This window comes from Ensifer sp. ENS11, assembly GCF_014851895.1.
Classification (GTDB): domain Bacteria; phylum Pseudomonadota; class Alphaproteobacteria; order Rhizobiales; family Rhizobiaceae; genus Ensifer; species Ensifer canadensis.
In genome coordinates, this window is the sequence record NZ_JACVAN010000007.1 from 269,501 (window position 1) to 293,508 (window position 24,008).

General features: G+C 62.2%; 21 protein-coding genes. 8 read left to right on the forward strand and 13 right to left on the reverse strand.

The window, feature by feature from the left end:
* The first annotated feature begins 24 nt into the window (after positions 1-24).
* Positions 25-1,254 (forward strand): ABC transporter substrate-binding protein, encoded by a 1,230-nt coding sequence (locus tag IB264_RS16470; protein WP_025428654.1) that lies wholly within the window; start codon positions 25-27, stop codon positions 1,252-1,254.
* Between the two features lie 88 nt (positions 1,255-1,342).
* Positions 1,343-2,476 carry an ABC transporter ATP-binding protein gene (locus IB264_RS16475; protein WP_025428655.1) on the forward strand — a complete coding sequence of 378 codons (1,134 nt, stop codon included), beginning with the start codon at positions 1,343-1,345 and terminating at the stop codon, positions 2,474-2,476.
* Between the two features lie 151 nt (positions 2,477-2,627).
* Here IB264_RS16475 and IB264_RS16480 read toward each other — a convergent pair whose 3' ends face one another.
* Together IB264_RS16480 and IB264_RS16485 are read right to left on the reverse strand one after the other, a co-directional pair.
* Positions 2,628-4,103 carry a M81 family metallopeptidase gene (locus IB264_RS16480; protein WP_025428656.1) on the reverse strand — a complete coding sequence of 492 codons (1,476 nt, stop codon included), beginning with the start codon at positions 4,101-4,103 and terminating at the stop codon, positions 2,628-2,630.
* Positions 4,104-4,123: 20 nt separating this feature from the next.
* Positions 4,124-4,615 (reverse strand): hypothetical protein, encoded by a 492-nt coding sequence (locus IB264_RS16485; protein WP_025428657.1) that lies wholly within the window; start codon positions 4,613-4,615, stop codon positions 4,124-4,126.
* A 113-nt stretch (positions 4,616-4,728) separates the two neighbouring features.
* Between IB264_RS16485 and IB264_RS16490 the strand changes: the two genes are divergently transcribed.
* The 6 genes from IB264_RS16490 (at position 4,729) to IB264_RS16515 (ending at position 11,503) form a co-directional block, all read left to right on the forward strand.
* The gene (locus tag IB264_RS16490) at positions 4,729-5,118 is read left to right on the forward strand and encodes a RidA family protein (protein WP_025428658.1); all 390 of its coding nucleotides are present in this window, start codon (positions 4,729-4,731) and stop codon (positions 5,116-5,118) included.
* A gap of 25 nt (positions 5,119-5,143) precedes the next feature.
* Entirely contained in the window at positions 5,144-6,007 is an 864-nt protein-coding gene (locus IB264_RS16495; protein WP_025428659.1) for a MurR/RpiR family transcriptional regulator, read from the forward strand.
* A gap of 21 nt (positions 6,008-6,028) precedes the next feature.
* Positions 6,029-6,805 (forward strand): SDR family oxidoreductase, encoded by a 777-nt coding sequence (locus tag IB264_RS16500; RefSeq protein WP_025428660.1) that lies wholly within the window; start codon positions 6,029-6,031, stop codon positions 6,803-6,805.
* Between the two features lie 25 nt (positions 6,806-6,830).
* Entirely contained in the window at positions 6,831-8,750 is a 1,920-nt protein-coding gene (locus IB264_RS16505) for a beta-N-acetylhexosaminidase (protein ID WP_192433841.1), read from the forward strand.
* Between the two features lie 11 nt (positions 8,751-8,761).
* Complete coding sequence (locus IB264_RS16510; RefSeq protein WP_025428662.1) at positions 8,762-10,204, forward strand: M81 family metallopeptidase; 1,443 nt, start codon at positions 8,762-8,764, stop codon at positions 10,202-10,204.
* A gap of 87 nt (positions 10,205-10,291) precedes the next feature.
* Positions 10,292-11,503 (forward strand): MFS transporter, encoded by a 1,212-nt coding sequence (locus IB264_RS16515; protein ID WP_025428663.1) that lies wholly within the window; start codon positions 10,292-10,294, stop codon positions 11,501-11,503.
* Positions 11,504-11,546: 43 nt separating this feature from the next.
* On the opposite strand, the gene hutU is transcribed toward IB264_RS16515, so the two are convergent.
* The 11 genes from hutU to phnC all read right to left on the reverse strand — a co-directional run bounded on the left by hutU (position 11,547) and on the right by phnC (position 24,003).
* On the reverse strand, positions 11,547-13,220 hold the full coding sequence (hutU, locus tag IB264_RS16520; protein WP_025428664.1) for a urocanate hydratase: 1,674 nt from the start codon (positions 13,218-13,220) through the stop codon (positions 11,547-11,549).
* A 2-nt stretch (positions 13,221-13,222) separates the two neighbouring features.
* Positions 13,223-14,041 carry an N-formylglutamate deformylase gene (gene hutG, locus IB264_RS16525; RefSeq protein ID WP_025428665.1) on the reverse strand — a complete coding sequence of 273 codons (819 nt, stop codon included), beginning with the start codon at positions 14,039-14,041 and terminating at the stop codon, positions 13,223-13,225.
* Position 14,042: 1 nt separating this feature from the next.
* Positions 14,043-15,578 carry a histidine ammonia-lyase gene (gene hutH / locus IB264_RS16530; protein ID WP_025428666.1) on the reverse strand — a complete coding sequence of 512 codons (1,536 nt, stop codon included), beginning with the start codon at positions 15,576-15,578 and terminating at the stop codon, positions 14,043-14,045.
* Positions 15,575-16,819, reverse strand: a complete 1,245-nt coding sequence (gene hutI, locus IB264_RS16535) for an imidazolonepropionase (RefSeq protein ID WP_057211229.1) — start codon at positions 16,817-16,819, stop codon at positions 15,575-15,577. Before hutI ends, hutH begins: the two co-directional genes overlap by 4 nt.
* Positions 16,820-17,012: 193 nt before the next feature.
* Positions 17,013-17,600, reverse strand: coding sequence for a phosphonate metabolism protein/1,5-bisphosphokinase (PRPP-forming) PhnN (phnN, locus tag IB264_RS16540; protein ID WP_057211228.1), 588 nt, complete (start codon positions 17,598-17,600; stop codon positions 17,013-17,015).
* On the reverse strand, positions 17,597-18,736 hold the full coding sequence (locus IB264_RS16545; protein ID WP_025428669.1) for an alpha-D-ribose 1-methylphosphonate 5-triphosphate diphosphatase: 1,140 nt from the start codon (positions 18,734-18,736) through the stop codon (positions 17,597-17,599). Before IB264_RS16545 ends, phnN begins: the two co-directional genes overlap by 4 nt.
* A gap of 1 nt (position 18,737) precedes the next feature.
* Positions 18,738-19,445, reverse strand: a complete 708-nt coding sequence (locus tag IB264_RS16550) for a DUF1045 domain-containing protein (protein ID WP_025428670.1) — start codon at positions 19,443-19,445, stop codon at positions 18,738-18,740.
* Positions 19,446-19,571: 126 nt separating this feature from the next.
* The gene (gene phnE, locus IB264_RS16555; protein ID WP_025428671.1) at positions 19,572-21,089 is read right to left on the reverse strand and encodes a phosphonate ABC transporter, permease protein PhnE; all 1,518 of its coding nucleotides are present in this window, start codon (positions 21,087-21,089) and stop codon (positions 19,572-19,574) included.
* 9 nt (positions 21,090-21,098) lie between these two features.
* Entirely contained in the window at positions 21,099-22,061 is a 963-nt protein-coding gene (phnE, locus tag IB264_RS16560) for a phosphonate ABC transporter, permease protein PhnE (protein ID WP_025428672.1), read from the reverse strand.
* A 107-nt stretch (positions 22,062-22,168) separates the two neighbouring features.
* The gene (phnD, locus tag IB264_RS16565) at positions 22,169-23,074 is read right to left on the reverse strand and encodes a phosphonate ABC transporter substrate-binding protein (RefSeq protein ID WP_025428673.1); all 906 of its coding nucleotides are present in this window, start codon (positions 23,072-23,074) and stop codon (positions 22,169-22,171) included.
* Between the two features lie 86 nt (positions 23,075-23,160).
* Positions 23,161-24,003: a phosphonate ABC transporter ATP-binding protein gene (phnC, locus tag IB264_RS16570; protein ID WP_025428674.1), complete on the reverse strand. Its 843-nt coding sequence runs from the start codon at positions 24,001-24,003 to the stop codon at positions 23,161-23,163.
* Positions 24,004-24,008 lie beyond the last annotated feature (5 nt).

Here is a 24,008-nt window from a genome sequence, read left to right on the forward strand (position 1 = left end):
CACCAGAGAACGGGAGCTTGCAACGTGTCAATTCAATTCAAGACAGGGGTACTCGCGCTCGCCCTGCTCGGTTCGACCGCGCTTGGCGCAGTCACCGCCCAGGCGGCCGACCAGGAGATTAGCTGGATCTACTGCGGCGACACCATGGATGCGGTTCACGCCAAATACATCAAGCAGTGGGAAGAAAAGAATCCAGGCTGGAAAGTCACGCCGGAAGTTGTCGGCTGGGCCCAGTGCCAGGATAAGGCAACGACGCTTGCCGCTGCCGGCACGCCGGTCGCCATGGCCTATGTCGGCTCGCGCACGCTGAAGGAGTTCGCCCAGAACGATCTCATCGTTCCCGTGCCGATGACGGACGAGGAAAAGAAGAGCTATTACCCCAACATCGTCGACACGGTGACCTTCGACGACAACCAGTGGGGCGTTCCGATCGCGTTCTCGACCAAGGCGCTCTATTGGAACAAGGACCTGTTCAAGCAGGCCGGCCTTGATCCTGAGAAGCCGCCGAAGACCTGGGCCGAAGAGATCGAGTTCGCCAAGGCGATCAAGGAAAAGACGGGTATCGCCGGTTACGGCCTTCCGGCCAAGACCTTCGACAACACGATGCACCAGTTCATGCACTGGGTGTACACCAACAACGGCAAGGTGATCGATGGCGACAAGATCGTCATCGACAGCCCGGAGGTTCTCGCCGCGCTCCAGGCCTACAAGGACATCACTCCCTATTCCGTCGAAGGGGCGACCGCCTACGAACAGAACGAGGTTCGCGCGATCTTCCTCGACGGCAAGGTCGGCATGATCCAGGGCGGGTCTGGTGCCGCCGTGCGCCTGAAGGACACCAAGGTCAACTGGGGCGTTGCGCCGCTGCCGCTCGGCCCATCGGCCAAGGGCGAGGGGACGCTGCTGATTACCGACAGCCTGGCGATCTTCAAGGGCTCCGGTGTCGAAGAGAAGGCGACCGAATTCGCCAAATTCATCACCTCGCCCGGTCCGCAAGGTGAGTATGAGTTGCAAGGCGCGGCCGGCCTGACGCCGTTGCGTCCGTCGCCGATGGTTGACGAATTCGTCAAGAAGGACCCCTATTGGCAGCCGTTCATCGACGGCATCGCGTTCGGTGGTCCGGAGCCGCTCTTTACCGACTACAAGGGCTTCCAGAACGTCATCATCGCAATGGTCCAGTCGGTGGTGACCGGCAAGGCCGAACCGGCCGACGCCTTGAAGAAGGCGGCCGCCGACCTCGAAGAGTACAAGTAAAATCACCGGGCCGCGGATCTTTGGTCCGCGGCCCAGGCCAATCCGCTTACGAACGTGCCGCTTCTCGCCGGTGGCCGGAGACAGTTTCTTGGGACAGCTCAATCTCAATACGGTTCAGAAATTCTACGGGACATTCGAGGTGCTGAAAGGTATCCAGCTCGAAGTCAGGAACGGTGAGTTCGTCGTTTTCGTCGGACCCTCCGGCTGCGGCAAGTCGACATTGCTCAGGATGATAGCCGGTCTCGATGAGACCAGCTCGGGGGACATCGTGATCGATGGCAAACGCGTCAACGACCTGCCGCCGGTCAAGCGCGGGATCGCGATGGTGTTCCAATCCTATGCGCTCTACCCGCACATGTCTGTCTTCGAGAACATTGCCTTTCCGCTTCGCGTGGAAAACATGCCGGAAGAGAAACTGAAGGCCAAGGTGGAGCATGCAGCGCGCATTCTCCATCTGGACCAGCGGCTACAGCAAAAACCGGGAATGCTCTCCGGCGGCCAGCGCCAACGGGTGGCCATCGGCCGGGCGATCGTGCGCGAACCGAAGATCTTTCTGTTCGACGAGCCGCTCTCTAACCTCGATGCGGCGCTGCGCGCCGACATGCGCATTGAATTGGCGAAGCTGCATCGGCAATTGCGGGCCACGATGATCTACGTCACGCACGACCAGGTCGAAGCGATGACGATGGCGGACCGGATCGTCGTGCTCAATGCCGGTGAAATCGCCCAGACAGGCGCACCGCTCGAGCTCTACCATAAGCCAGCCAACATTTTCGTCGCCGGTTTCATCGGCAACCCGAAGATGAACTTCCTGCCGGTCACCTGCAAAGGCGTCAGCGATGCCGGCGTAGAGGTCGATTACAAGGGGAAGACGGTTGTCGTCCCGGTCAGGCCGCACGATGGCCTGGTTGGGCGGACATTGACGCTGGGCGTCCGGCCCGAGCACATTTTGCTCGGCGCCGGAGACCTGTCGCTGACAGTCACGCCAACGGTGATCGAGCGCCTGGGCGCCCATACCGTTGCCTATGCCGCCATCAGCGGTGAAGGGGAGAACTATTGCGCGATGCTGCCGGGCACGGTGGCAATCCGCCCGGAGGAACAGGTGTTGACCGGCATACGTGCCGCCGACTGCCATCTGTTCGACGAGGCGGGCATCGCGCTCGAGCGGCGTGTCGAACTCACCGATATCGACATGGGCTTGCTCGACCCGGCGGCGGCCTGAGCGGAGCGTAGCTAGACTAGGACAAGAACGGCCGCTGTCCATGACCAGGACAGCGGCCGTTTTCGTTATTGGTGATGAGAATAGGCCAGATCAGAAGGCCGATCTGCTGACTATCCGCCTCGATCGCGGCCGCCGCATAAACTGCCTTGGTTCACGCCGCTCCCTTTTCGAGACCATGCGGATCGGCGACCTTCGGCCAGATATTCCTGGGTGCGCGCAGATAGGCGGTCTTGGCGGGGTTGTTCGGGTAGGGGGTGCCGGCCGAGCAATATAGGATCTGCGCGGCGATCTTGGAGAACGAAGCGTAGAAGTGGTTGGTCGATTTGATGACCAGAATGCTCTTTGACTGCGGGTCGAGGCCCATCACCGAGAAGAGGCTCGGATCGAAGCTTTGCGCCCGCGTCGAATTCAGGATGATATCGATGCCGCGATAGGAAATGAGGGCTGCATCGCCGAAGGGGGCAAAACTCTCGCCGAACCGCATCTCGGCGTCGCGGACCAGCTTGACCACCTTGACGATGCCATCGACAGGATTGCCGGTTCCCGGAGCCGACTTGGCGCCGAAGCGCAACGGGATTTCGGCGCCTTCGCCGGCGGCCATGCAGATCTGCACGGCCATCGGATCCCAGATCGTTCCGACGGCGGCATTGGTGACACCCTGTGCCAGCAGTTCCTCGAGCAGCACCGTCGCGTCGCCCGCGGTTCCGCCGCCCGGGTTGTCCCAGACATCGGCGATGACGACCGGGCCTTCGGTCGCAGCCTTCGCCTCGGCGACAGCTTGCTTCTCGTCGATCTGCGGCATGATGAAGGTTCCGCGTTTCGAAAAGAGTTCGAGCCCGAGTTCCCGTGCGAGCGCCTCGCCTTTCTCCGGTTTGCCGTTGGTCACGGCGAGCACCTTCGTGCCCATTTCCGGAACATCGCCCGCCATGAAGCCGTGCACCATCGAAAGCGACAGGACATCGGCGTCCTCCGCTTCGATACGCATCAGCTTGTCGACGAAGGAGCGCATTGGCTCGCGCGAAGTTGGGTAGACGTCGATCATGCGGCAGTCGAACACTGACATCACAGGCGTCACGCGACCTTCCAGCGTGTCGATGGCGATCCGCCAGAGATCCTCGGCACGATCGACGAAGTCGGTGTGCGGGAACTCCTTGAAGTAGACGAAGAAGTCTGACGCCGAAACGCGCTTCTGGGTCAAGTGGCTGTGCGGGTCCAACTCGGCGCAGACGAGAACATCACGGCCAACGATCTCGCGAATGCGAGAAAGAAGATCGCCCTCGGTGTCCTCGTAGCCGGCAGCGACCATCGCGCCGTGCAGTCCCATGACGACGGCATTGACCGGAAGCGCGGCGCGCAACTGGTCGAGGATTTCATCGCGCAGGCTCTCATAGGTCTGGCGGTTGACGAGGCCGGCAGGATCCGCCCAGGTGGCGGTGCCTTCGATCAGCGTCCAGCCTTTTTCCGCGGCAATGCGGCGGCCGACCGTGATCGGCGCCGTACAGAGCGTCGGCGTCTCAGGATGCTCGCCCGGCGGCGCGTAGAGCGACGCCTCGAAGGCGCGGCGATCTATGCAGATGGGCGAGAAGGTATTGGTTTCCGTTGCGAGCGCTGCTGTGAAGATCCGCAATGCCGTTGCCTTTTTGCTTTTTAGGCCGGTCCCATCGGGTTCGGCAGGTAGCCGGTGAAACCGGAGATCTTCCAGCGTCCCTCGTGCAGGCGGCAATAATAGACCGTCTGCCATTTCATCACGTCGAAGCTGCCGTCCGATTTCTTCAACCCGCCGTCGAACTTCTTGCGCGCAAGCGCGAAGTCGCCGTTGACCTCGATGTCCTCAAGCGTCGTCGTCGTGAAGATCGCCGTGCGTGTGTCTTCCGCGAAGGAGAGGCCCGCGAAATCTTTCGCCTGGCGCAGCCACTCATCGCGATAGGCCGAAAGCGAGGGAAAGGTGAGGCGCCAATTGTCGGGATTGGTTTCGCGACGTCCATCGATGCCGATGAAGCCGTCTTCGACAAAGTCACCTGCCACCATCGACCAGTCGGCCGAAAGAAAAGCGTCGATATCGCGCGGAACAAGCATCTCCCAGATGCTATGGCGTGCGGTGTCGGAAGAGGGGAACGGATTGAGGAAGGGATCCCGCATGTTTTCGCCCTGGATTGAAATTCTTTTCATGAATGGTGTTTTTCTCTGGTCAAATTCAGCTTTCTATGGTCACTTGTCAACGATCAAAGAAAATAATTTGCACGAAGGCACACATGACCATCAAACGGTATGGCACTGAACAAGTCGGTGCGGGCGGTAAGCCATTACCCTTTGCGCGCGCGGTGGAAGCGGACGGCTGGCTGCATGTTTCCGGCCAGGTCGCCATGGAAAAAGGCGAGATCATCGAGGGCGGTATCATCCCTCAGACGCACAAGGCGATCGCCAATCTTCTGGCCATTCTGGACGAGGCCGGATACGGTACCGAGCACGTGGTGCGTTGCGGCGTTTGGCTCGACGATCCGCGTGATTTCTGGACTTTCAACAAGATCTATCAGGAGTATTTCGGTGCGCATCCACCGGCGAGGGCCTGCGTCCAGTCGGCGATGATGGTTGATTGCAAGGTCGAGATCGACTGCATCGCCTACAAGCCGAAGGAAGGCTGATAGACCCTAAGGACATCAGCAGCCGATGGATATTTTCGCGACACTTCAGGAAGAAAAGGGCCGGCTCTCGCAATCGGAGAACCGCATCGCCGATATTCTTCTGAATGACTTCGAGTTCGCGGTGAATGCATCGATCATCGAGCTGGCCGGCAAGGCCGATGTCTCTCCTCCCACGGTCACGCGCTTCTGTCGGCGGCTCGGTTGCGACAGCTTCTCCGATTTCAAGGTGCAATTGGCGCGCACCGCCTATATCGGCATGCGCTACCTGAAGCCGGAGCCGAAGAGCCGCGAGACCGGTGACGTCGCCCAGGACATCATCACCAAGGCGCAGAACGCGCTTTTCCTCCTGCATCGTTCGCTCGATCTCGCGGCGATCGAGCAGGCGGTCGAGCGCATCGCAACCGCCGAAATGATCTATGCCTTCGGTTCGGGCGGCAATTCCTCGATGATAGCCAGCGAGTTGCAGAACCGGCTCTTTCGCTACGGCCTGCGTGTTACCGCCAGTTCCGACCACAGCATGCAGCTGATGATGGCGGCCGCCGCTCGCCCAAGCGACGTTCTGATCGGCTCATCCTTCTCGGGCCGGAACGCCGAACTCGTGCGCGCCTTCACGCTGGCGCGCGAGCTCAAGGTGCCGACGATTGCCCTGACCCAGAGCAACAGTCCGGTCGCGGCCGCGGCGACGATCACGGTTCCTGTCGACCTGCCCGAGGGCAACAACATCTACCGTCCGACCTCCACCCGCATCGCCTATCTGGCGCTGCTCGATATCCTCTCCAGTCTCGTTGCCTACCGGGTTCAGCCGCAGGCAACGGTCACACTTCGGCGCATCAAGCAGCAGCTGGTGACGCACCGCGACGGTGATGACCGCCAGTTGCTGGGAGACTGACGTGCCGCGAAAGGTTTCCGCATGACGCAGTCCGTCGCCATCGTCACCGGTGCAGCCGGCGATATCGGCCGCGCAATCGCCAGGCGCCTTGGCGAGGATCATGATGTCGTCCTCCTTGCCGACATCGACAGCCGTGCCGCCGAGAGAGCGGCGCTGGAGATCGGCGGCGGCAAGCGCTTCGTTGCGGTCCCGTGCGATGTGACGGATGCGACAAGCGTCGGAAAATTGGCTGCGACGGCCGGCGAGCACGGTACGGTGCGCACGCTCGTCAACAATGCCGGCGCCGCACGCGCCGTCAGCCTGCATGATACGACGCCGGATATCTGGCGCATGGACAATGCGCTGAACCTTGAAGCTGCCTTCCTGTGCTTTCGCGCGGTGGAAGACATGCTGAAGGAAAGCCGCGGCTCGGTGATCAATATCGCCTCCGTCAACGGCATGAATGTCTTCGGCCATCCCGCCTACAGCGTTGCTAAGGCCGGCCTGCTGCATCTGACACGCCTGATCGCCGTGGAGTACGGCAAGTTCGGCATTCGCTCCAACGCCGTTGCGCCGGGCACCGTGCGAACGCAGGCATGGGAAGCGCGTGCCGCCGCCAATCCGCAGGTCTTTGAGGAAGCGCGCCGCTGGTATCCCTTACAGCGCATCGTCAATCCTGACGATGTTGCCAACGCCGTACATTTCCTCGCAGGGCCGCTCGCCGCTGCGATCTCGGGCGTGTGCCTGCCTGTTGATTGCGGTCTGACCGCCGGCCAGGCTGAACTGGCGCGAACCTTCTCACAATCTAGCCACTACTGACCGAAAGACTTCTGGGAGGAAGATCATGGCGCCCGTTTCCTATCGTCTCGAAGCGTCCTGGCAGCCTGACGGCGGCGCATTTGGCCGGTTCACCTTCACGCTGTTCAATTTCTCAGCCGCACCGCTCACGGGCTTCCGGCTGGTGTACACGTCGCTCACGCGCGTAATCGTGCCGGAGGCCTGCGACAACGCCACTTTCCTGCGCCGCAACGCCAATTTTCATGAATTCGCACCACCCGCCGGGCTGACGCTTGGCCCCGGCGAAAGCTGGACGTTCACGGTGAGCGGCCTGCATCGACAGGCGAAGCACTGCACTGATGGTGCCAAGTCAGCCTATCTGACGTTTTCGAGCGGCGAGCATGTGCCGGTCGCCGTCTCCGATCTGCTCCTGGAAAATACCATGAGCGAGCCTCCGCCAGCACAACTGCCCGAAGGCAAGCTCGACCTGCCGTTTTCGATGCAGCCATGGCCGGCGCAAATCGACGCCTGGGCAGGCGACAGCTTTCCCGTCGTGCTTTACCCCGCGCCGATGACGGCGCCCGACGACGTGGCAGCGGTCGCGAGCGTGCTTGGGCTTTTTCATCGTCTGTTTTCGGCGGGGCATGCGCCATTCAGCCTGGTTGCCTCCAGTCAAGGGCGGGCAATTGTCTTCTCGAAGAATGCGACGCTTGCTGCCGAGGCCTACGAATTGGCCTTCTCGACCAAGGAGATCCGCCTTGCCTATGGTGGTGCTGCCGGCCGGCAATACGCGCTGACGACCTTGGCGCAGCTGCTGAACGGCGCGCGCACGCATCCGGAAAAATTCCGTTTTCCGGCGCAGGGCACGATCTCCGATGCGCCGCGTTACGGCTGGCGCGGTTGTCATCTCGACGTATCCAGGCAATTCTACCCGACATCGGACATTTCCCGCCTCATCGATATTCTCGCCTGGTTCAAGCTCAACATCTTCCACTGGCATCTGACGGATGACGAGGCCTGGCGGCTTGAAATCAAGGCGTTTCCAACGTTAACGACGATCGGCGTGCTGCGCGGGCCGGACGAACCGTTGTTGCCGCAACTCGGCAACGGTGCGGAACCCGCCGGCGGGTTCTACAGCCAAGAGGATGTGAAAGCCCTGGTGGCCCAGGCGACGGCGCTTCACGTCGAGATCGTTCCGGAGATCGACATTCCCGGCCATAGCACCGCCACGCTTGTCGCCCTGCCTGACCTGACCGATGGCCAAGAAGCGCCGGAAAGCTATCATTCCGTTCAGGGCTACCCGAACAATGCGCTCAATCCGGCGATCGCCTTTACCTATGACTTCCTCGAGAAAGTGCTCGACGAAATGGTCGAGTTGTTCCCGAGTCAGTACATCCATATCGGCGGCGACGAGGTTGCCAACGGTTCCTGGCTTGCCTCGCCGCTGGCGAAGAAGCTGATGGAGAAAGAGGGTCTTTCCGGCACCTTTGCGTTGCAATCCTTCTTCCTGAAGAAGGTCAAGCAGATGCTGACCGTCCGCGGCCGCAAGCTTGCCGGGTGGAACGAGGTCGCCCATGGCGGCGGCGTCGAGACCGAAGGCACGTTGCTGATGGCGTGGGAGCGGCCGGAGGTCGGCATCGAGCTTGCGCGGGAAGGCTATGACGTGGTGATGACGCCCGGTCAGGCCTATTATCTCGACATGGCGCAGGCCGACGCCTGGCAGGAACCGGGCGCCAGCTGGGCCGGGACGGCAACGTCGGCCCATACCTATGGCTACGAGGCCGAAGGCGAATTTCCGGATGAGCTGAAAGCGCGCATGAAGGGCGTTCAGGCCTGCATCTGGTCGGAGCATTTCCTGTCGCGCGGCTACTTCAATCGGCTCGTCTTCCCCAGGCTGTGCGCCATCGCCGAAGCCGCATGGACCCCGAAATCCGCCAAGGACTGGCAGCGCTTTGCTGCGATCGCTCCCTTGAGCCCGAAACTGTGACAGGAGCTTCCATGCGCATTGCCGTCGGCGGTATCCATACGGAGTGCAGCACCTATTCGCCGGTGCTGATGGCGGTCGAGGATTTTCGGGTGCTGCGCGGGGCGGATCTGCTCCAGGCGGAGTATTTCGATTTTCTCGACGCTGAAGGCATCGAGCATCTGCCGCTCCTGCACGCGCGCGCCGTGCCCGGTGGGCCGGTGTCCCGACCGACCTACGACGCCTTCAAGGCGGAGTTTCTCGACCGGCTGCAACAGGCCCTGCCGATCAACGGGCTCTATCTCGCCATGCATGGGGCGATCAAGGTCGACGGCATGGAGGATGCTGAGGGGGACTGGATCTCTGCCGCGAGATCTGTCGTCGGGCCGGACTGCCCGATCGCCACCAGCTACGATCTGCACGGCAATGTCAGCCAGCGTATCATCGACCAGATCGACATCTTCGCGGGCTATCGGACCGCGCCGCACATCGACACGCGTGAAACGATGATCCGCGCCTGGGCGATGCTCATTGAGGCGCTACGCAGCGGGACGCGCCCGGGTGTTGCGTGGGCAAAGATCCCCGTGTTGCTGCCGGGGGAATGCACCTCTACCGAGGACGAGCCGGCCAGGGGCCTCTACCGGCAACTGCCCGACATCGACGCGCGGCCGGGTGTGCTCGATGCCAACCTGATGGTCGGCTATGTCTGGGCCGACGAGCCGCGTGCAACGGCTTGTGCCGTGATTACCGCGACCGATCGGGCCGCGGCAGAGCAGGCAGCCGTCGACATTGCGGCGGCATACTGGGCGGAACGTCGCAATTTCCGTTTCGGTCCTGTGACGGGCCCGCTCGACGCCATGCTCGATGTCGCCGAAAAGGCGACGACAACCCCCATCATCCTTGCCGATTCCGGCGACAACCCGACCGGCGGCGGTGTCGGCGATAGGGCGGATGTGTTGAAGGCCCTGCTTGCGCGGGGGTGGCGCGGCGCACTCATCGCCGGTATCGCCGATCGTCCTGCCGTGGAAGCCTGCTTTGCTGCCGGCGTCGGCGAAAACCTGATGCTGAAGATCGGCGGCAGCCTCGATCCGGCAAGTCCCGTCGCGGAGATGCTGGTGGAAGTCGTACGGCTCGATGATCCTGGTCCTGTAAAGGAGCGCCAGGCGGTTGTCCGCGTTGGGGCGATCGACGTCGTGCTTTCGGCGCGACGTCGACCCTATCACGATATCGCCGACTTCACCCGCCTCGGCCTCGACCCGAGCAATGTCCGGTTGCTCGTGGTCAAGTCAGGCTATCTCTCGCCGGAACTCGCGCCGATTGCCAACCCCAACCTGATGGCGTTGACCGATGGTGTCGTCAACCAGGACATCCCCCATCTGGCAAGCCTGCACCGCTCTCGTCCCGCATTTCCCTTCGATCAGGAATTCGACTTTATGCCCAAGGCGAATCTCTCGGCGCGCTGGTCGGAATCGGTGTAAGCAGCTTCCCGCAATGCAACCGCCGGTGCGACCCGCCGGCGCCAAGCTCCCCTTTTGAAATCGCCTCCTTCGTGGACGTGCATCATCATGACTTCCTCGCTTTTCAGCGCCATGCGCAACCCGTCGATTCGGGTCAGCATGCTGGCGATCTTTCTCTTCGGCTTCGCCGGGGCGGCAACCTCACCTTATCAATCCGTGGTCGGCATCAACGAACTGGGCCTGAGTGACGGGCTCTATTCACTGCTGATTCTGGCCGCCGCGACGGTGAACGTCATCGTCAGCGTTTCCATCGGCATCCTTGCCGATCGGATCGGCAATTATCGCGTGCTGATGTCGACCGCGATCCTGTTCGGCGTGGTCGGCTACGGCATTGTCTATGTCCTGCCCTATCAATCGAGCTTTCTCGTCAGCGTGCTTCTGTTCCTGCCGATCTATGGCGCAGTCTACACGTTGCTCTTTGCCAATGTGCGCAGCGTCGCGCGGCGCATGAGTGGGCAGGACGCCGGCGCTCTGACGACCGGCGCGCGCGCGGCGATTTCGCTTGCCTGGGTATTGGTGCCCGGGCTGGTGGGCTTTGCGCTTGCCGGTGGCGACAGCATGCTGCCCGCCTATCTGCTCGCCAGCCTCGGATGCTCGGCCAACCTGCTTCTGGTCTTCTTCTCCTTGCCGAACGAGGGCGGCGTCGATCCGGGCCTGGGCAAGCGCCTTTCCTATTGGACATCCTTCGGCGAGATCCTTGCGCCGCGCATCTTCGCGCGCGTGGTCGCGGTGGCAATGATCACCTCGACATTGCATATCAACGCGGCCGTCCTGCCGCTGATCATGACCAATGCCGTCGGTGGTAGCGTCACGGATATCGGCATCATCGCCGGCGTTGTCGCTTTTCTAGAGGTGGTCTTCATCTTCGTCTGGGCGCGCATCCAGGTGAGCCTGCTGCCGGCGAAGGCACTGGCGCTCGGGACGGTCATCTATATCGGCTACATGGTCCTGCTCGGACTGTCGTCGGCGCCGTGGCACATCTATGCGCTGACGCTGATCAGCGCCTTCGGCGCTGCCGCGCTGATCACGATCCCCATCACCTACCTGCAGGAATTGATTGCCGACCGGCCGGGGCTCGGAAGCTCGCTGATCTCGGTCAACATCTTCATGAGCGGCGGCCTTTGCGCGGCGCTCTTTGCACTCGGCACCCGCATCAGCGACTATTCGGGAACAGCACTTCTTGGAGGTCTTGGCGGATTGGCGGGCCTTGGACTACTGCTCTTGCTCGAAGGCGGCAATCGGAAAGCGACCACCCCGTAAGAACCAGGGGTAGGGGCGCCAGACCGGCGCCCCTAAATCTTCGTCAGTTGCCGAGGATGCCCGGCAGGCGCAGGCCCTTGTCCTTGGCGCAGTCGAGCGCGATGTCGTAGCCGGCATCGGCGTGGCGCATGACGCCGGTGGCCGGGTCGTTCCAGAGTACACGCTCAAGTCGCTTGGCGGCATCATCAGTGCCATCGGCGCAGATGACGACGCCCGAATGCTGCGAGAAGCCCATGCCGACGCCGCCGCCATGGTGCAGCGACACCCAGGTGGCGCCGGACGCAGTGTTCAAGAGGGCGTTGAGCAGCGGCCAGTCGGAGACGGCGTCCGAGCCGTCCTTCATCGCTTCCGTTTCGCGGTTCGGCGAGGCGACCGAGCCGGAGTCGAGGTGATCGCGGCCGATGACAACAGGAGCCTTGAGCTCGCCGTTTCTGACCATTTCGTTGAAGGCGAGGCCGAGCCGATGGCGATCACCGAGACCGACCCAGCAGATGCGTGCTGGCAGTCCCTGGAACGAGATGCGCTCGCGCGCCATGTCGAGCCAATTGTGCAGGTGGGTGTTGCCGGGGGTCAGTTCCTTGACCTTGACATCGGTCTTGTAGATGTCTTCCGGATCGCCGGAGAGTGCGGCCCAACGGAACGGGCCGATGCCGCGGCAAAAGAGCGGGCGAATATAGGCCGGCACGAAGCCGGGGAAGGCGAAGGCGTTTTCGAGGCCCTCTTCCTTGGCGACCTGGCGGATGTTGTTGCCGTAGTCGAAGGTCGGGATGCCCATGTCCTGGAAGGCGATCATGGCTTCCACATGTTCACGCATCGAGGCGCGCGCAGCCTTTTCGACAGCCTTCGGGTCGCTCTCGCGCTTGGCCTTCCACTCGGCCATGGTCCAGCCCTTGGGCAGGTAGCCGTTGACCGGATCATGCGCGGAGGTCTGGTCGGTGACCATATCCGGGCGGATGCCGCGGCGAACCATTTCCGGCAGGATTTCGGCGGTGTTGCCGAGCAGGCCGACGGACTTGGCTTCGCCGTTTTTCGTCCAGCGAGCGATCATCTCCATCGCCTCGTCGAGCGTTTCCGCCTTTTCATCGACGTAGCGGGTGCGAAGGCGGAAGTCGATCGAGTCCGGGTTGCACTCGACGGCGAGGCAGGATGCACCGGCCATGACGGCTGCCAGCGGCTGTGCGCCGCCCATGCCGCCCAGACCACCTGTCAGCACCCACTTGCCTTTGAGGCTGCCACCGTAATGCTGGCGGCCGGCCTCGACGAAGGTTTCGTAGGTGCCCTGAACGATGCCCTGCGTGCCGATGTAGATCCACGAGCCGGCCGTCATCTGGCCGTACATCGCCAGACCCTTTTTATCCAGCTCGTTGAAGTGGTCCCAGGTTGCCCAATGCGGCACCAGGTTGGAGTTGGCGATCAGGACGCGCGGCGCATCCTTGTGGGTGCGGAAGACGCCGACCGGCTTGCCGGACTGGACGAGCAGGGTCTCGTCTTCGTTGAGGTCCTTCAGGGTTTCGACGATCTTGTCGAAGTCGGCCCAGGTGCGGGCGGCGCGGCCGATACCGCCATAGACGACCAGCTCGTGCGGGTTTTCTGCCACGTTCGGGTCGAGGTTATTCATCAGCATGCGCAGCGGCGCTTCGGTCATCCAGCTCTTGGCGTTGAGCGTGGTTCCCTGTGGGGCGCGCACGTCGCGAATATTGTGGCGCGGATTGTTCATGGTCATGCCTCGCTCCCTGTCAGCGTTTTAAGGTCGAATGCGGTATTCTCGATGCTTTGAAGAATGGCCCGAAGGGGCGCGCGCAGGCGTTCCTCCTTGCTGGCGTCGAGCACGAAAGGCGGCTCCTCGGTGGCAAGATGGGTCGATTGCGCCAGTTCCATCTGGATGGCGTGCACGCCGGTTTCCGGGCGCCCGTAATGCCGGGTCGTCCAGCCGCCCTTGAAGCGGCCGTTGAGAATGCTCGTGTAACCATCGGCCGAAGCGGCGATATCGACGGCGGCCTTCTCGATAGCAGGCGCGCAGGTGCGGCCCATGTCCGTGCCGATGTTCAGGTCCGGCAGCTTGCCGTCGAACAGGAACGGGATATGCGAGCGGATGGAATGGCAGTCGTAGACGATGGCGATGCCGTGGATGGCCTTGACCCGCTCGATCTCGGCCAGAAATGCGGCGTGATAAGGCGCATGGAATTGGCGCAGGCGCGATGCCGTGTCGGCCTCCGTCGGGGCCTCGCCATCCTTCCAGATCGGCAACCCGTCGAAATCGGTCTCCGGGATAAGCCCGGTGGTGTTCTGCCCGGGATAAAGGCTGACGTTTTCCGGGTCGCGGTTGGCGTCGATTACGTAGCGGTGGAAGGTGGCGCGCACGACGGTAACATCAGGCAACAGGCCTTCATAGAGCTTGTGAATGTGCCAATCGGTGTCTGCGAGCAGGCGACCGGTATCGTTGAGACGGTCCCATATTTCAGCCGGCACATCCGTGCCGGTGTGCGGAAAGCCGAGGATGACGGGCGAGGTGCCCTGGCGGACTTCGAAGACGCTCATCTCAAGCCTCCAGTTTTGGCAGAATGCCGGCAGAAATCGCGGCATTCAGGGTGCCGGATGCGATCAGCTCGCCGGCCGCCTGCAGATCGTCGGCGAGATAGCGGTCCTCTTCGATCGTCGGCGAAACTGCACGTAGGGCTGCGGCGGCTTTTTGAAGTTCGGGGCTCGTTGTCAACGGCGCACGGAATTCGACGCCCTGCACGGCGGTCAGCGCCTCGATGCCGATGATCGAAAACAGGTTGTCGGTCATCTGCAGCAGCCGGCGGGCGCCATGGCAGGCCATGGAAACATGGTCTTCCTGATTGGCCGATGTCGGCGTGGAGTCGACCGAGGCCGGGTGCGAAAGTTGCTTGTTTTCCGACATCAACGCCGCCGACGTCACCTCGGCGATCATCAGGCCGGAGTTGAGGCCAGGCTTCTTGGCGAGAAAGGCCGGCAGTCCGTAGGACAAGGCCGGGTCGACAAGAAGGGCAATGCGCCGCTGGGAGATCGCGCCGATCTCGCAAACCGCGAGCGCGATCTGGTCGGCGGCAAACGCTACCGGTTCTGCGTGGAAGTTGCCGCCGGAGACGACGGAATTGTCGGAAAGGACAAGCGGGTTGTCGGTAACGGCATTCGCTTCGATTTCGAGCACGCGCGCGACCGAGCGCAACAGGTCGAGGCAGGCGCCGTCCACCTGCGGCTGGCAGCGAATGCAATAGGGATCCTGCACCCGCTCGTCGCCCTCGATATGGCTTTCGCGAATGGCGGAACCTGAGAGAAGCGCGCGAAGGGCGGCGGCGGTGTCGATCTGGCCCTGATGGCCGCGAAGTGTGTGAATGTCCGGATGGAAGGGCGCAGACGAACCCATCGCTGCATCGGTCGACATTGCGCCGGTGATGAGCGCTGCCTGGGCGGCGCGGTGGGTGCGGAAGAGGCCGGCGAGCGCGAGTGCGGTCGACGTCTGAGTGCCGTTGATCAGCGCGAGGCCTTCCTTGGCGGCAAGCACCACCGGCGTCAGCCCGGCCTTGGCAAGGGCCTGTGCGCCGGACATGCGGGCGCCTTCGAAGAATGCCTCGCCGTGGCCCATCATGACGGCTGCCATGTGGGCAAGCGGTGCCAGGTCGCCGGACGCACCGACCGAGCCCTTTTCCGGAATGACCGGGATGACGCCCTTGTCGAGCATCGCCTCTATCAGCCGCACCAGTTCGAGCCTGACGCCGGAGGCGCCGCGACCGAGAGAAACGAGCTTCAGCGACAGGATCAGGCGGACGATGTTTTCGGCGAGCGGCTGGCCGACGCCGCAGCAATGCGACAGGATCAGGTTGCGCTGCAGGGTGGCGACGTCAGCGCTGTCGATCTTGATCGAAGCCAGTTTGCCGAAGCCGGTGTTGATGCCATAGACAGGCGCATTGCCGGCGACGATCTCGGCGATGCGCTTGGCCGCCTTCTCGATTCCTGCGTCGAACGACGGATGCAGGCGGGCAGGTTCGCCGCTCCAATAGATGGTCTCGAGATACTCAAGCGGAACCGAGCCTGGATGCAGAATGATGGTCATAGACCGGTCCTTTCGCCCTTAAAGATGCGCAGATGAAGTGGATTGAAGCCGATGCGGTAGACGAGCTCGGCCGGATCTTCGATGTTCCAGAGTGCGAGGTCGGCAGACTTGCCGACTTCGATCGTGCCGGTTTCGGCGAGAAGCCCGAGCGCACGTGCCGCCTCGCGGGTAACGCCGGCGAGGCATTCGGCAATCGTCAACCGGAAGAACGTCGCCGACATGTTCATGGTCAGTAGCAGCGAAGTCAGCGGCGAGGTGCCGGGATTGCAATCCGTTGCGATGGCGATGTGCGCTCCGGCAGCGCGCAGCGCGTCCACCGGCGGAAGCTGCTTTTCGCGCAGCGCGTAAAACGCGCCGGGCAACAGCACGGCTACCGTGCCCGATTTGGCGATTGCCTGCGCTCCATCAGCGTCGAGATATTCGAGATGGTCGGCGGACAACGCACCGTAGGAGGCGGCAAGCTTGGCGCCACCGAGGTTGGAAAGCTGTTCGGCATGCAGTTTGACCGGCAGGCCGAGCGCCTTGGCGCGACCGAAGACGCGGGCGATCTCTGCGGTCGAAAAGGCGATGCCTTCGCAGAAGCCATCGACGGCATCGACCAGGCCCTCGGCGTGGGCGACATCAAGACCCGGAAGCACCACCTCGGAAATGTAGTCGTCGTTGCGCCCCTTGTAGTCGGCGGGGGTCGCATGCGCTGCGAGATAGCTGGTGACGATGCGGACCGGACGTTTGTCGCCAAGCTTGCGCGCGGCGCGCAGCATGTTGAGTTCGGCGTCGATATTCAGGCCGTAGCCGGACTTGATCTCGACCGTCGAAACACCTTCGGCAATGAGCGTGTCGAGCCGTGGCAGAGCGCTTTTCACGAGCGCGTCGACTGAGAGTGCATTGGTTGCCTTGACCGAGGAGACGATACCGCCACCGGCGCGGGCGATTTCCTCATAGGACGCACCTTCGAGCCGCATCTGGAACTCGCGAGCGCGGTTGCCGCCGTGGACGAGGTGCGTATGGCAATCGATGAAGGCGGGCGTCATCACCCGGCCGTTGCAATTCGTTGCTTCAAGTGTGCGGGATAGATCGGCGGGAAGGTCGCTCTCGGCGCCGGCAAAGGCAATGTGTCCGTCGACGACAGCCACTGCGCCCTTTTCCACCATGCCGAGGCCGTCTTGATCGGGTCGCAACGTCGCAAGGCGAAGATTGCGCCAGATGCCGGACGCGTTTGCGTTGGTCGAAAATTGACTCATCAGCCGATCCCCTCTCGTTGGATATAATGTATATACATAATAATCGTCTCGACAAGAGGAAAATTGACTTTCTGAAGGAAAAGGGAAGGAGACGGCGCACGGAATTGCCGCCGGGCGATGGCATTCAAATGCAAAAGACCCCGGAGCGGTTGCTCCAGGGTCTTAAAAAACGGCGCCTGGGAAAACGCGACACTTAGGCCGGATGGGCGGCACTCATGCGCAATCGCTCGACGAGGTCGACGAAGTGACGCCCGGCACTCTCAAGGCGACCGCTGTTGTCGATGATCGTGACATCCGGTCCCGATGTGACGTCGGGCACCTGTCGCGAGAGCCGGCGCAACACGTCCTCTTCGCTTTCGCGTCCGCGCTCGGCAAGACGCTTGGCGAGCGCGGCGGGCTCGGCCGTGATGACCGCGACGGCGATGTTGCCGAAGGCGGCGCGGAACGCCGGCAGGGCGCTTCGGCTGCCGTTGACGATTGCCGTGGTGCCGTGTTCGACATTGCGGCGAACGTCTTCGGGAATGCCGTATTTCAGGCCGTGCGCGTCCCAGGACACAGCGAAGGCGCCTGCCTGCTCCATGTCGACGAATTCGGCGACTGAAACGCTTTCATGCACCTCGCCTCCGGCGTCCGACGGCCGCGTGATCACGCGGCGAACGAAGTGGACATCGGAGCAGTCGCAGAAGTGTCGGGCGGCAAAGCCCATGACGCTATCCTTGCCGGCCCCGCTCGGGCCGACGACGACGACAAGCGCGCCACGCCTAAGTTCGAGCTGGCTCATGCGACACGCCGACCTTCGCGCCAGACCGAACGCACCACTGGAATACCTTCCTGCCTGTGGACACGCGCGATGTCGGCGCGCAAGCCGACGGCAATCCGGCCACGATCGTCGAGGCCGACGGTGCGGGCAGGGGTGGTGCTGACCATGGCGATCGCCTTCGGCAGGTCGATGGCTTCAAGCTCATCGGCGAGCACGAACGGCGCGTGGATCAGGCTGAAGGGCACATAATCGGACGAAAGCACGTCGAGCACGCCGCGGTCGGCAAGGTCACGGGCGGCGATATTGCCCGAATGCGACTTGCCGCGCACGATGTTGGGCGCGCCCATCAGCACACTAAGACCGGCGCGATGGGAGGCTTCCGCCGCTTCGAAGCTGGTCGGGAACTCGGCGAGCTTGATGCCGTAGCTGATAGATTCGTCGACATGGGCGATCGTGGCGTCGTCGTGGCTGGCGATGGTAATGCCGCGCTCAGCACAGGCCTTGGCGAGCGCATCGCGGTGCGGGCCGGCATACTTCGCCGAAAGCGCCTGCTGACGTTCAACGAATTTTCCGAATTCGGCGTCCGACAGGCCGCGCTTGGATTTGTAGTAGAGCGTGTACTGGTCCATCGTCTGGAACTGGCGCTGCCCCGGCGCGTGGTCCATCAGCGAGACGAGCTTGACCTGCGGATCGTTCTGGAAGTCCTCGTAGTGATCGAGCACGTCCGATGTCGAAACCTCGCAGCGCAGGTGGATCAGATGGTCGGCGCGCAGGCGGCCTTCCTGCTTGGCCTGGGCCAGCGCGTCCGCCATGCTGCGCATTTCGCCCTTCTGGAAACCGCCGTCTTCGTCCGAACCAAGGCGCAGGCAGTCGAATACGGTGGTGATGCCAGACGTGACGACCTGTGCGTCGTGTGCCTGGATCGCGGCGATCTTCAACCAGCGAACGCCGGGCCGCGGCGAGTAATGTGCCTCAAGGTGGTCGGTGTGCAGCTCGATGAGGCCAGGCAGAAGGTAGTCGCCTTCGAAGTCTTCACCAGTGTTGGTCGTGCCATGAGAGATATCGGCGATCTTGCCGTCGCGGATCAGCACCGAGCCGTCGAGGATACTGTCCTCGAGAACGATGCGGGCATTGGTCAGGACTTGTTCTTTGCTCATCTCATGCGATCTTTCGTTGTGTCGCGCCGCGGAGCGGCAGCAGGGAATGGACCAGGAACGGTGCGCCACGGTGCGGCTCGACGAAGAGCGCAACTGACGTGACGTGAAGCGGCTTGCCGATGTGATCAGCAAAGGTGCTCTCAAGCACGGTCCGCATTGGTTTCGCTGTCTCGCCGGGTACCGGCCCGGTCAGCGTCAGGTGAAACTGAAATTCTTCGAAAACATAGGGGTATCCCCACTTTCTCAAGTATTCCCTCTGCCGCTCCGGAAGCTTGTCCGGGTTGCGTCGCGCCATGTCCACGTCCGACAACGGCGCCCGAAACGGCTCGAAGGTTTGCACGGCCTGCGCCGCGAATTCCTGCAACGCCTCGCAGTGGGTCGCGGAAACCAGCGCGAAGAACGGGCCAAGCTGAAGGAGCGTGAGTTGAGGGATCTCGAAGGGTTCAACATTGTCGGCAAACGTTTCGAAGGCTGCGACCAGCTCGGCTTCGCTGCGGTCTTCGGCAAGTGTGAAGGGGGCCTTGAGAGTGCCGTGAAAGCCGTAGCGTCGCGGGTCGGCAGTCAGTGCATGTCGCGTGGCGGCATCAAGGCTGCCTAACGCTGAAAGTTCATTGGTCTCGCCGGTAAAGGCATCACGGCCGAGCCAACGGGCCGCCGTCTGCGACAGCCGGTCGTCTGCCGGCGGCGCGAAGTAGATTGCATAACGCACGGTCTTCACTTTCTTGTATCGACCGGCCCGCCGGAACGGCGGGTCGATTGTTCGCGGGATGCGATGCGCAGCTAGCCGATTTCCATGACAACATCATGATGGCCGCGGTGCAAAAAATTCTTCTCGTCAATGAGCCTTCTGCCCCATCAGTCGCGAGCGGCAGGCGTTCGAGATGCTGTCGAAAATAAACACGACCAGCAAGATGAGAAGCACCATATAAGCGACATTTTCCCAATCGGAGTTGGTACGCATCGCTTCCCAGAGTTTCAGGCCGATGCCACCGGCGCCGACAGCGCCGATGATCGTTGCCGAACGCGTGTTGGATTCCCAGAAATAGAGCGCCTGGCTGGCGAATACCGGCAGGACCTGCGGCAGGACGCCGAAGCGTTGCACGGCAAGCGGGGTGGCGCCGACGGATTTTACGCCTTCGCGCTGCTTGTCGTCGATGTTCTCCAAAGCCTCGGAGTAGAGCTTGCCCAAGGTGCCGGTGTCGGTGAAGAAAATTGCGGACATGCCGGCAAGCGGTCCCGGGCCAAAGGCGCGCGTGAAGAACAATGCCCAGATGAACATGTCCACCGAACGCAGGAAATCGAAGAAGCGCTTGGCGAGCTGGTTCGTCAGGAAATTCGGGGTGATGTTGCGCGCCGCCAGGAAGCAGAGCGGGAACGCGACCAGCGAGGCAAAAAGCGTGCCGACGAAGGCCATGACCACGGTCTGCAGCAGTTTGGTCCACACATCCAGATGCTGCCATTCGGCGTTGTAGAGGATGTTGTTCCAGGCAAGCGACAGGTTCGAGCGCGTGGGTTCGATGCGCTCGCCGCTCGTGATCAACGAAAATATATCGCCATAGCCCTTGCCGAAGAACGGTGAGTGGACGTCGAAGAGGAAATTGGCCCAGCCGAAGAAGCGATTGCGGATCGAGATGTCGTCACCTTCGACGTCGGCCCAACCAGTTGCACCAAAGGCGAGCGTGATCTTCTCGCCCGGGCGTTTCTGCGTGGCCCAGGCGGGGAGGGCACCCTGAGGGGTTACCGTGTCCTGGCCATCGACGGCCATCGTCAGCGTCTCGCCACGATGGGTTGCCTTGACGAGTCCGTCGGCAATTTCGATCTTCGTCGACCTGTCATAGGTGATGACGGCCCTGGTGATGATTTCCTCGGTCCGCATTTCGACGCGGTTCTGCTCACTTGGCGTATTGGCCGCGCCGAGCGCTGAACCCGGCGCCATGAAGCTGAAGGATGACGTCGTCTTGGGCTTTGCAGTCTGTGCGGTTGCAGCGGGTAATTCGACTTTTCGGGTCACGGTTTCCTTGTCGAGTTCCACCCATGCCGGATTCGGATTTGGCCCAAGCGGCGAGTTGCGCTGGTAATCGAGCGTCATCGTCTTGTCGCGGGCGATCTTGATCTCGGGCCGAACCTCGTAGGAGACCCAATCCGCGAGATAGGTCCCGGCAATGCCCCAATTGGCGTTGCCCAGAACATGCCCGATCGAAAAGAACCACCAGCTGAAGATGAGGTAAGCGACGAGGCCGACACTGATGACAATCGTGCGCAGGCGCTTGTTCGAGGAGCCCTGCAGCAAGTGCGGGTGACGCGATGCGATCGCATCCATTTCGAGAGCGCTTAATCTGGTCGTGGAGGTCATGATGCGCACCTACTGGGCAAGCTGGAAGGCCTGGTCGCCGACGAGGCGACGGCGCAGCCATGCGGAAAACTGGTCGACGGCGAAGATCGTTGCAAACAGCAGGATGACGATCGCCAGTGTCTTTGCCTGATGGCCCTGGCCGATCGACAGACGCAGCAACTCGCCGATCCCGCCGCCGCCAACTGCGCCGATGATGGTCGAGGCGCGTACGTTGATCTCGAGGCGAAGCAGGAAATAGCTGGCGAAGTTGGGCAGCACCTGCGGCACCATGCCGAACCAGACGCGTTCGATCCAGTTGCCACCGGCGGCGCGCAGGCCCTCGTCCGGTTTCATGTCGGCGTTCTCGACCACCTCGAAGAACAGCTTGCCGAGTGCGCCGACCGTGTGGATCGAAACCGCGGCGATCGCGGGTATCGGCCCGAGCGAGAGGATTGCCAGGAAGAAGCCGGCGATGACCACTTCGGGAAAGGCGCGTAGGATCTCCATCAGCCGGCGCACGACACCACGAACCCACGGATTGGGCATCAGGTTGCGGGCGGCAAGGAAACAGAAGATGAAGCCGAAGAACGTGCCGATGACGGTGGAGAAGATCGCGATGTTCACGGTCTCCAGCATCTTGTGCACATACTCAGGAATGTAGAAGCTCTCGGTCAGGTAGAGCCGACCCTCGGGATAATTGTACTTGAAGCTGCCGTCGTCGTAGGGCGAAGGCAGATCGAACATGGCGCGGAAGATTTCCAGGCCATCACGCGGCGCGAGATCGCCGACGAAATCGAAGAAGTGCGGCAGGCGGTCGAAGAATTTGCCGGCATTGGAATCGTTGGCAAACCAGAGCGAGCCGGAAAGGGCGAGCACCAGCACGGCGAAGCCGAGCCAGGAGTAAAGCCGGCGACGCGAGTTCAACTCCTGCCAGTGGCGCTCGACCAGCGCGCCGTTTTCACTCAGATGCCTCGGGAGCATGGAAGTTGCCATGAATGTTCCGGCAATGCCGGCCTCTGTCGACAGGCGCTCCAGGCGCCCCAGCAAAAAGGCGAACGCTGGCCGTTTTGGCGGCCAGCGTCCTTGAATGATCAGGAAAATCAGCCGCCGATCGTTGCCTTGCGGGCGTCGATGATCGGCTTGTAGAAGTCGGCGTTGACTTCGGTGAAGCCAGTGAAATCGCCACCCTGGATGGCGGAGAAGCAGGCGGCATCGGTCTTCGGCAGGTCGAGCATGAACTGCTTGAACTTGGCCTTCATGTCATCGTTCATCGTCGAACGGACGACGATCGGGCCGTTCGGGATCAACGGCGACTTCCAGAGTTCGACCAGGTCATTCATGTCGAGGATGCCCTTGTCGACCATCTTCTTCAGGTTGCCCGAAGTGTAGCCGTCCTTGAATTCGCCGACGCCCGAACCGAAGGTCGTGCCGGCATCGAACGTGCCCTTGACGACTTCGAGAACCAGGTTTTCGTGACCGCCGCCGAAGCCGGTTTCACCGAAGAATTCCTTGACCGGCGCGCCGATCGATTCCGGCAGGGTGACGAGCGGGATGAGGTAGCCAGAGGTCGAGTCCGGATCGGCAAAGCCGAGCTTCTTGCCCTTCAGGTCTTCGAGCTTGGTGATGCCGGAGTCCTTGCGGGCGACCATGATCGAGTGGTAGCCGGTCGAACCGTCGGTCTGGACGGTCGTCAGGATCGGCTCGACCGCGTCGGCCTTGGCGAGGTAGATCTTGGCAAAGCCCGAAGCGCCGAGTTCGGCGTAGTCGAGCGTGCCGCCGAGCAGGCCCTGGATGACGCCGTCATAGTCGGCGGCCGGGAACAGCGAAACCTTTTCGACGCCGATTGCAGCCGGCAGCTTGTCGACGATACACTGGAAGTTGCGCAGGCGGTCGGCTTCGTTTTCGCCGCCGATGATACCGACGCGGAATTCCTTGAGGTCTTCGGCCTGAGCGTGGCCGACGAGGGCGAGCAGGGCGACAGCGCCCAGAAGAGCTTTCTTCAGCATAAGGTTCTCCCGTTTCTCCGGCTTTGCCGGATGATATTCGGTTTCAAAGAGGTGCCCTTGACGTGGGCCTTCGATCCTGGCGGGCGTCAGATGCCGGCCAGTGCCAGCGGCTGGAGGCCGGCAGATGCCGTTTGTTCCTGCGGAATGGCCGCCGGAATGTTGATGCTTGTCGAGGTCATCGATTCCTCGATGCCCGTATCGGCGCCGTAGATCTCGGCGACGGCGGCCGCCGTCAGGTCCTTCGGCTGGCCGTCGAAGACGACGCGGCCGTGCGCCATACCGATGATCCGCTCGCAGTAGTTGCGCGCCGTGTCGAGCGTGTGGAGATTGGTGATTACGGTGATGCCGTCGCGCTCGTTGATGTCGCGCAGCGCGTCCATGACGATCTTGGCGTTGAGCGGGTCGAGCGAGGCGATTGGCTCGTCAGCGAGCAGAACCTTCGGCTGCTGCATCAATGCGCGGGCGATGGCCACGCGCTGCTGCTGGCCGCCGGAAAGCGTGCCCGCCGCCTGCAGCGCCGTCTGCTCGATGCCGAGGCGCTCCAGCGCGCCGATCGCCATGATGCGCTCTTCGCGGGTAAACATGTTGAGGATGCTCAGAACCGTCGAACGATGGTTCAGGCGACCCAGCAGCACATTGGTCAGAACGTCGAGGCGCGGCACCAGATTGAACTGCTGGAAGATCATCGCGCAGTCGCGCTGCCAGTTGCGCAGTGCGGCACCGCGCAGTGACGAGACTTCCGTGCCGGCGAACTCGATCGAGCCGGACGACAGGTCGACCAGGCGATTGATCATGCGAAGCAGCGTCGACTTGCCAGCGCCGGAGCGGCCGATCACGCCGACCATCTGGCCCTGGGGAATGTCGAAGGTAACCGAGCTCACGGCTGTCTTCTTGCCGAACTGGCGGGTTACATTCTTCAACTGAAACATTTCTA

Excerpts from the sequence above, each read along its gene's own strand:
- IB264_RS16485 (WP_025428657.1), bottom strand. The coding sequence starts at position 4,615 with ATGCGGGATCCCTTCCTCAATCCGTTCCCCTCTTCCGACACCGCACGC.
- IB264_RS16490 (WP_025428658.1), top strand. The coding sequence starts at position 4,729 with ATGACCATCAAACGGTATGGCACTGAACAAGTCGGTGCGGGCGGTAAG.
- IB264_RS16495 (WP_025428659.1), top strand. The coding sequence starts at position 5,144 with ATGGATATTTTCGCGACACTTCAGGAAGAAAAGGGCCGGCTCTCGCAA.
- IB264_RS16500 (WP_025428660.1), top strand. The coding sequence starts at position 6,029 with ATGACGCAGTCCGTCGCCATCGTCACCGGTGCAGCCGGCGATATCGGC.
- IB264_RS16505 (WP_192433841.1), top strand. The coding sequence starts at position 6,831 with ATGGCGCCCGTTTCCTATCGTCTCGAAGCGTCCTGGCAGCCTGACGGC.
- IB264_RS16510 (WP_025428662.1), top strand. The coding sequence starts at position 8,762 with ATGCGCATTGCCGTCGGCGGTATCCATACGGAGTGCAGCACCTATTCG.
- IB264_RS16515 (WP_025428663.1), top strand. The coding sequence starts at position 10,292 with ATGACTTCCTCGCTTTTCAGCGCCATGCGCAACCCGTCGATTCGGGTC.
- hutU (WP_025428664.1), bottom strand. The coding sequence starts at position 13,220 with ATGAACAATCCGCGCCACAATATTCGCGACGTGCGCGCCCCACAGGGA.
- hutG (WP_025428665.1), bottom strand. The coding sequence starts at position 14,041 with ATGAGCGTCTTCGAAGTCCGCCAGGGCACCTCGCCCGTCATCCTCGGC.
- hutH (WP_025428666.1), bottom strand. The coding sequence starts at position 15,578 with ATGACCATCATTCTGCATCCAGGCTCGGTTCCGCTTGAGTATCTCGAG.
- hutI (WP_057211229.1), bottom strand. The coding sequence starts at position 16,819 with ATGAGTCAATTTTCGACCAACGCAAACGCGTCCGGCATCTGGCGCAAT.
- phnN (WP_057211228.1), bottom strand. The coding sequence starts at position 17,600 with ATGAGCCAGCTCGAACTTAGGCGTGGCGCGCTTGTCGTCGTCGTCGGC.
- IB264_RS16545 (WP_025428669.1), bottom strand. The coding sequence starts at position 18,736 with ATGAGCAAAGAACAAGTCCTGACCAATGCCCGCATCGTTCTCGAGGAC.
- phnE (WP_025428671.1), bottom strand. The coding sequence starts at position 21,089 with ATGACCTCCACGACCAGATTAAGCGCTCTCGAAATGGATGCGATCGCA.
- phnE (WP_025428672.1), bottom strand. The coding sequence starts at position 22,061 with ATGGCAACTTCCATGCTCCCGAGGCATCTGAGTGAAAACGGCGCGCTG.
- phnD (WP_025428673.1), bottom strand. The coding sequence starts at position 23,074 with ATGCTGAAGAAAGCTCTTCTGGGCGCTGTCGCCCTGCTCGCCCTCGTC.
- phnC (WP_025428674.1), bottom strand. The coding sequence starts at position 24,003 with ATGTTTCAGTTGAAGAATGTAACCCGCCAGTTCGGCAAGAAGACAGCC.